Origin of the sequence: Streptomyces sp. MBT65 (assembly GCF_016612545.1) — a bacterium.
Classification (GTDB): domain Bacteria; phylum Actinomycetota; class Actinomycetes; order Streptomycetales; family Streptomycetaceae; genus Streptomyces.
In genome coordinates this window covers 1-7550 of the sequence record NZ_JAENRY010000362.1, presented here as the reverse complement: position 1 = coordinate 7550, position 7550 = coordinate 1, and the positions used below count along the sequence as shown (strand labels likewise).

The window sequence follows — 7550 nt, the reverse complement described above, 5'->3', positions numbered from 1 at the left end:
GTGTAACCGGGGTTAACGGGGGAGTGGGAGGCGGGAAACGCCGACGGCCCGGCCCACTTCGCGTGGGCCGGGCCGTCCGGTGCTGTGCCTGTACTGACCTCCGGGGGGATCAGCCCTCGGCGGCCTCCGCCACGGCCGGAGCCGCGGTCTTGCGCGGCCGACGCACCCTCGGCTTCGCCTCGGGCGCCTCCGCCGTCTCCACGACGACCGGGGCCTCGGCGGCCTTGCGGGTCGTACGGCGACGCGGCTTGACCTCCGACTCCTCGGCTGCCTGGGCCGGGATCTCGGCGGTGGCTACGGCGGCAGCGGCCGTCTTGCGCGTGCGACGCGGCTTGGCCTCGACGCCCTCGGCCGTGTCGACCGCCGCCTTACGCGTCCGGCGCGGCTTCGCCTCGACCTCCGCCGGTGCCTCCGTGGCAACGGCGGCAGCCGTCTTACGGGTCCGGCGCGGCTTGCTCTCGACGGCCTCGACCGTGTCCACGACGACCTCCGGGGCCACCGCTGCCTTACGGGTGCGACGGGGCTTCGCCTCGACGACCACCTCGGCCGGAGCCTCCGTGGCTACGGCGGCAGCGGCCGTCTTGCGGGTGCGGCGGGGCTTGGCCTCGACGCCCTCGGCCGTGTCGACAGCGGCAACGGCTGCCTTACGGGTCCGGCGCGGCTTGGCCTCGACGGCCTCTGCGGTGTCCACGGCGACGACCTCGGCCGGAGCCGCGGTCTTCCGGGTCCTGCGCGGCTTGGTCTCCGCAACGACCGGCGTCTCCACGACCTCCACCGGCTCCGCGACCTTGCGGGTACGGCGCCGGGGCGTGACCTCGGCGGCGGTGCCCTGCTCCTCGACCACCTGCGCGGGGATCTCGGCGACGGCCTTGCGGGTGCGGCGGCGCGGCGCGGTCACTTCGACGGCCTCGACCGTCTCGACGACCTCGACCGCTTCGGCCGGAGCCGTGGTCTTCCGCGCCCGGGTCCGACGCGGCTTGGCCTCGACGGCCTCGGCCGTGTCGAGCGCGGCCACGGCGGCGGTTTCGGCAGTTTCATCGGCGGCCTCGACCGGCTCCGCGACCTGTACGGCCTGCGCGGCCTTACGGGTCCGGCGGCGCGGCCTGCTCTCCTCGACCGGCGTCTCGGCCACCGGGGTCACGACCGCGGCGGCCTCGGCCACCGGAGTCACGGCCTCGGCCACGGCGACCGCCGGCTCCGCCGACTTCCGCGTACGCCGACGACGCGATGCCGTCGGGGCGTCCAGGTCCGGACCCTCCGCCGTGGTCACGGCGCTCTCCGCGACCTCGGATACGGGTGCGGCGGTGACCGCCGTGGCCGGCAGCTGCTGCTCTCCCGTCGCTACGTTGCGGCGACGACGACGGCGCGGAGTGCGGCCCGCGCTCTCCTCGGAGGGGGCCAGTGCGGTCTCCTCCGGGGTGGACGACGTCACGGCCGTAGCGGCCGAAGTGCCTTCCATCGGGGCGCCGTTGCGGGTACGACGGCGGCGGCGCGGGGTGCGCGCCGGGCGCTCGGCGTCGACGGGACCGGCACCGGAACGGGACTCGTTGCGCGTGTCCCGGCCGGCGTCACGGCCGCCTCGGCCGCTGTCCCGACCGCCCCGGCCGCCGTCGCGACCACCACGGCCACGCGGACCGCCGCGACCGCCGGTCTCGCCGAGGTCCTCGACCTCCTCCGCGGCCAGCCCGGCGCGCGTGCGCTCCGAGCGGGGCAGGACACCCTTGGTGCCCGCGGGGATGTTCATCTCCTCGAAGAAGTGCGGGGAGGTGGAGTACGTCTCCGGCGGGTTCGGGAAGCCGAGGTCCAGCGCCTTGTTGATGAGCTGCCAGCGCGGGATGTCGTCCCAGTCGACGAGGGTGACCGCGATGCCCTTGGCGCCCGCGCGGCCCGTACGGCCGATGCGGTGCAGGTAGGTCTTCTCGTCCTCGGGGGACTGGTAGTTGATGACGTGCGTGACGCCCTCGACGTCGATACCGCGGGCGGCGACGTCCGTGCAGACGAGCACGTCCACCTTGCCGTTGCGGAACGCGCGCAGCGCCTGCTCGCGGGCGCCCTGGCCGAGGTCGCCGTGGACCGCGCCGGAGGCGAAACCGCGCTGCTGGAGCTGGTCGGCGAGGTCGGCGGCCGTGCGCTTCGTACGGCAGAAGACCATGACCGGGCCACGGCCCTCCGCCTGGAGGATGCGGGCGACGAGCTCGGGCTTGTCCATGTTGTGCGCGCGGTAGATGAACTGCTTGGTGTTCGCGACCGTCGCGCCCTCGTCGTCCGGCGAGGTGGCGCGGATGTGCGTGGGCTGCGTCATGTAGCGGCGCGCGAGACCGATGACCGCGCCCGGCATGGTCGCCGAGAACAGCATCGTCTGACGCTTGGCCGGCAGGAAGTTGATGATCTTCTCGACGTCGGGCAGGAAGCCCAGGTCGAGCATCTCGTCGGCCTCGTCCAGGACGAGGGACCGGATGTGCTTGAGGTCGAGCTTCTTCTGGCCCGCGAGGTCCAGCAGTCGCCCCGGGGTGCCGACGATGACGTCGACGCCCTTGCGGAGCGCCTCGACCTGCGGCTCGTAGGCCCGGCCGCCGTAGATGGCGAGGACGCGGACGTTGCGCACCTTGCCGGCGGTCAGCAGGTCGTTCGTGACCTGCGTGCACAGCTCGCGCGTGGGGACCACGACGAGCGCCTGCGGGGCGTCGGTCAGCTGCTCGGGCTTGGCGCGGCCGGCCTCGACGTCGGCGGGGACGGTCACGCGCTCCAGGAGCGGGAGGCCGAAGCCCAGCGTCTTGCCGGTGCCGGTCTTGGCCTGGCCGATGACGTCCGTGCCGGAAAGGGCGACGGGAAGCGTCATCTCCTGGATCGGGAAGGGGGAGACGATACCGACGGCCTCAAGGGCCTCAGCGGTCTCGGGAAGGATTCCGAGCTCTCGGAAAGTAGTCAGGGTGCTGCCTCTTCTGTGTGCGCGGTGCGAGGCGAGCGCGGGGGTCGTGTCAGGACCGTGCCGGGGGACGTCGGCTGCCTTACGGTCAACCCGCGAGGGCAAGCCGTACTGCACGGGACCACTGCCGACGCTCTAGCGCTCGAACCGCTGAGGGTCCCCCTCCGAACTCCGTACGCAACGTGCCGTACGGGCGAGGAGGGCTGTCGGGTCGGAGCCGATCGGGCCACCGACCGGGCATCCTCATTCGTGCGGCCCGGCGAATATTCGGCGGGCGCATTACCACCATACCCCGGAATCGCGCACATGCGTTGGCCGATTTGGTCACGTAGTCGTCGTCACAGTGATTGACCAGGGACTTCCGCCGTGCGGTGAGCGGGCTATTGTGCGCTTCATGACGACCGCTGACAACGCCTCCGACGCACCCGCCGAACCCACCGGAGTCGCCGCCCAGGACTGGGCCACGGCCTCCGTCGACCCGCAGTACCGCAACGCGGTCGTGGACCTGCTCGGCGCGCTCGCGTACGGCGAGCTGGCGGCGTTCGAGCGGCTCGCGGAGGACGCCAAGCTGGCGCCGACGCTCGCGGACAAGGCGGAGCTGGCGAAGATGGCGTCGGCCGAGTTCCACCACTTCGAGCAGCTCAGGGACCGGCTCACGGAGATCGGCGCCGAGCCGACGCAGGCCATGCAGCCGTTCGTCGCCGCGCTCGACGGTTTCCACAAGCAGACGGCGCCCTCGGACTGGCTGGAAGGGCTCGTCAAGGCGTACGTCGGCGACTCGATCGCCAGTGACTTCTACCGTGAGGTCGCCGCCCGCCTCGACAAGGACTCCCGCTCACTTGTGCTGGGGGTCCTCGACGACACAGGGCATGCCAGTTTCGCCGTAGAAAAAGTACGTGCGGCGATCGACGCGGATCCGCGTGTGGGGGGCCGACTCGCCCTGTGGGCACGGCGGTTGATGGGGGAGGCGCTGTCGCAGTCGCAGCGGGTGGTCGCCGATCGGGACGCGCTGTCGACGATGCTCGTGGGTGGTGTGGCGGACGGCTTCGACCTCGCGGAGGTGGGCCGGATGTTCTCCCGGATCACCGAGGCGCACACCAAGCGGATGGCGGCGCTGGGGCTGGCCGCTTAGTCGCGCGGGTCGGTCACGCGGGGGCGGATCGTCCCCGCAGGCGCCTCGCCGGGCGGAGGAGCAGCGACAGCGAGGCCGCCGAGACGACCGCCGCGCCGAGCAGGCTCGCGAGACCGCTGCCGGGGCCCAGCGCGCTGTGGGTGACGAAGTCACCGAAGAGGGCTCCGGCGACAGCGGTCGAGAACACCAGGGAGCGGGTCGGCAGACGGTGCGCGAACCGGTGGGTGGCCGCCCAGGCGAGCAGCAGACCCAGCACGGCGGAGCCGAGCGCTTCCAGGATCATCACGAGGGGTCCCTCCCACGGTCGGCCTGCGTCTTTGCGGTCGTAGCCGGTCATACCCGTGACCTGCGGAATGCAATCCTCACCTGTGGGTGACTTGTGCTCCATCCGTGGTGGAAATTCCGATGAGCACAGTGGGACGAGCACAGTGGTACGGGCGGCGGCGGTGGAAACGCGAGGGGCCCGGTGACCTTGGCGGTCACCGGGCCCCTCGTCCGTTCGCGACTACAGCGCGCCGAAGCCCACCTTGCGCGGGGCCGCCTCGCCGAGCTCGACGTAGGCGAGCCGGTCGGCGGGGACGAGGACCTTGCGGCCGTGCTCGTCCACGAGGCTCAGCAGGGGCGCCTTCCCGGTGAGCGCCTCGGCCACGGCCTGCTCGACCTCTTCGGCGCTCTGACCGGTCTCCAGAACGATCTCGCGAGGCGTGTGCAGCACGCCGATCTTGACCTCCACGCTGTGTCCCTCCGACGCTCAGCAAAGTGCGCGATCTTCCGCGCCGTACGCAGCACACACTAGCCCGGTGAGGGGACGTAGATGTTCCGCGCCGAGAACGCCAGGAGCGAACAGCGGACGGGAACAAATAGGGGAGCCCCGGCGGTCAGTGGTGCTGTTCGCTTCCGTGCAGCGGGAAACCGGCGATGCCGCGCCACGCCAGCGAGGCCAGCAGCTGGACCGCCTGGTCGCGCGGGACGCTGCGGTCGCTGTGCAGCCAGGAACGGGCGACCACCTGGGCGAGACCGCCCAGACCCGAGGCCAGCAGCATCGACTCGGCCCGCGAGAGGCCGGTGTCCTCGGCGATGACCTCGCAGATCGCCTCGGCGCACTCGTTCGTCACCTTGTCGACGCGCTCGCGCACGGCGGGCTCGTTCGTCAGGTCCGACTCGAAGACCAGCCGGAAGGCGCCGCCGTCGTCCTCCACGTAGGCGAAGTACGCGTCCATGGTGGCGCGGACGCGCTGCTTGTTGTCCGACGTCGACGCGAGCGCGGTCCGCACGGCCTGGATCAGCGATTCGCAATGCTGGTCGAGGAGGGCGAGGTAGAGGTCGAGCTTGCCCGGGAAGTGCTGGTAGAGCACCGGCTTGCTGACGCCGGCGCGCTCGGCGATGTCGTCCATCGCGGCCGCGTGGTAGCCCTGCGCGACGAAGACCTCCTGGGCGGCGCCCAGCAACTGGTTCCGTCGGGCACGGCGCGGCAGGCGGGTGCCCCGCGGGCGCGCCGCCTCTGTCTGCTCGATGGCTGTCACGCCGCCTCCCAAATGTCGTCCTCATGCGGTGAGCGCCGCGCCGCCATCGTACTTTTCGGTAACCGTGGTGTGCGCGGTGCGAGCGCAGAATTTCACGTACCGGACGATGGTGAAAGCGGTGCGAATGCCCCTAGAAGAGGATGTAGGGGTGGGGGGAGCTTGGGGGAGACCCGAGGTAAGTGGCTTCTTCTTACTGAAGAGGCTCGACAGGTGTCACCGACAGTCGCCCGTCACCCGTCATCCGTTATTCGTCAACTGTCATCCGTCAACTGTCATTCGTCATCCGTCGTCTGCCATCGATAGTCGTCTTCGTCGAGGGCGACGACACGGGCCTGTTCCGCCACGTCGGCCTCGTTGGCCTTGGCCGGGTCGACGTCGGTCGGTTGTTCGGGGGCGTCGTCCTCGGGGGCTTCGATGTCGAACGGGGCGTCGCTCTCGTCCTCGAACGTCGCGGGATCACTTGGGTCGACGGTCATGGCGGGCTCCCTTCCTGTCTACGAGCCTAGGAGACACCGGGCGGGGGTGCCATGGCGGACGCCGTGCGGTCGTGACGGCGGACAGCTTGTGGTGACGAACGGCTTGTGGCGACGAGCAGCTTGTGACGGTGCACGGCTTGTGATGGCGAACACACGAGCCACTGCGTGATCGTCTCGTAACATTGCCGCATGTCTTCGACAGAGCTGCCTTCCGTGTCGGCCGCCAGCGTGCTCCCCAAGGTGGCACCCGTCAGGGTCGGCGAGGGGGAGCGGCTGAGGTCGGTCGGGCTGCCGGGGATCACCCTGACGGTGCGGTCGAGAGAGGCCGTGCGCGAGGGACTGCCGCCCGCGCTGTACGTCCACGGGCTCGGCGGTTCCTCGCAGAACTGGTCGCAGCTCATGGCCGAGCTGGACGGGCAGGTCGACAGCGAGGCCCTGGACCTGCCGGGCTTCGGCGACTCGCCGCCACCGGACGACGGCGACTATTCCGTCACCGGGCACGCGCGCGCGGTCATCCGCTACCTCGACGCGGCCGAGCGCGGCCCGGTGCACCTCTTCGGCAACTCGCTGGGCGGCGCCGTCACGACCCGGGTGGCCGCGGTGCGCCCGGATCTCGTCCGCACGCTCACGCTGGTGTCCCCGGCCCTGCCGGAGATCCGTGTCCAGCGCTCGGCGATGCCGACGGCGCTGCTGGGCGTGCCGGGGATCGCTGCCCTGTTCACCCGCATCAGCAGGGACTGGACGGCCGAGCAGCGCGTCCGCGGGGTCCTGGGCCTCTGCTACGGCGATCCGGGCCAGGTGACGCCCGAGGCGTTCCGCTACGCGGTCGAGGAGCTGGAGCGACGGCTCCAACTCCCCTATTTCTGGGACGCGATGGCCCGCTCCTCCCGGGGCATCGTCAACGCGTACACCCTGGGCGGCCAACACGGCCTCTGGCGCCAGGCCGAGCGCGTCCTCGCCCCGACCCTCCTCGTCTACGGCGGCCGTGACCAACTCGTCGGCTACCGCATGGCCCAGCGGGCCGCCCGCACCTTCCGCGACTCCCGCCTGCTGTCGCTGCCGGACGCGGGGCATGTCGCGATGATGGAGTACCCGGAGACGGTGGCGGCGGCGTTCCGTGAACTTCTCGCGGATGTGGGGGAGTTGGGGGCCGGTGCGGACAGCGCTGGACACGGCGCTGAGGACGGCCGTGCGGATTCGGGTGCCGGTGCCGTGCGGGGGCGCCGTGCGGAGACGGACGGTTTCGGCCGAGGTGGCGCGGGCGGTGCGCGAGGGTCCCGGGGCGGCGGTTCGGTGAGTACGGTGAGTGATGCCGACGGCGTCGGAGCGGACTCGGGGTTCGGGTCCGCGTCCGGTGCCGGGGGCGATGGCAAGGCCGACGATACGAACGCGGGGAGCTGAGGGGGCGACGTGGGACGCCATAGTCGCCGTAGGTCCTCTGCGAAGGGTGACTCCTCGGATGCGGGTGCAGGGGCGGCGGGGAGGGGCGGGAG

Annotated in this window: 7 protein-coding genes; 2 read left to right on the top strand and 5 right to left on the bottom strand. The window is 71.5% G+C overall.

Translation table 11 applies throughout. The features are described 5' to 3' along the window. Nucleotides 1–109: 109 nt before the first annotated feature. A complete protein-coding gene (locus tag JHN63_RS44580; RefSeq protein ID WP_200690844.1) occupies nt 110–2839 on the bottom strand; it encodes a DEAD/DEAH box helicase in 2730 nt (909 codons plus the stop codon). Between the two features lie 481 nt (nt 2840–3320). Here JHN63_RS44580 and JHN63_RS44575 point away from each other — a divergent pair, with 481 nt between their 5' ends. Then, on the top strand, nt 3321–4058 hold the full coding sequence (locus JHN63_RS44575) for a ferritin-like fold-containing protein (RefSeq protein ID WP_200690843.1): 738 nt from the start codon (nt 3321–3323) through the stop codon (nt 4056–4058). 13 nt (nt 4059–4071) lie between these two features. On the opposite strand, the gene JHN63_RS44570 is transcribed toward JHN63_RS44575, so the two are convergent. The 4 genes from JHN63_RS44570 to JHN63_RS44555 all read right to left on the bottom strand — a co-directional run bounded on the left by JHN63_RS44570 (nt 4072) and on the right by JHN63_RS44555 (nt 6057). Then, entirely contained in the window at nt 4072–4341 is a 270-nt protein-coding gene (locus JHN63_RS44570; RefSeq protein WP_200690842.1) for a hypothetical protein, read from the bottom strand. Nucleotides 4342–4563: 222 nt separating this feature from the next. Next, nucleotides 4564–4791, bottom strand: coding sequence for a DUF3107 domain-containing protein (locus JHN63_RS44565; protein WP_019072095.1), 228 nt, complete (start codon nt 4789–4791; stop codon nt 4564–4566). Between the two features lie 145 nt (nt 4792–4936). Next, nucleotides 4937–5581: a TetR/AcrR family transcriptional regulator gene (locus tag JHN63_RS44560; RefSeq protein ID WP_033282011.1), complete on the bottom strand. Its 645-nt coding sequence runs from the start codon at nt 5579–5581 to the stop codon at nt 4937–4939. Nucleotides 5582–5853: 272 nt separating this feature from the next. After that, entirely contained in the window at nt 5854–6057 is a 204-nt protein-coding gene (locus JHN63_RS44555) for a hypothetical protein (protein ID WP_200690841.1), read from the bottom strand. A 189-nt stretch (nt 6058–6246) separates the two neighbouring features. Here JHN63_RS44555 and JHN63_RS44550 point away from each other — a divergent pair, with 189 nt between their 5' ends. Next, the gene (locus tag JHN63_RS44550) at nt 6247–7458 is read left to right on the top strand and encodes an alpha/beta fold hydrolase (protein ID WP_200690840.1); all 1212 of its coding nucleotides are present in this window, start codon (nt 6247–6249) and stop codon (nt 7456–7458) included. Nucleotides 7459–7550: the final 92 nt, after the last annotated feature.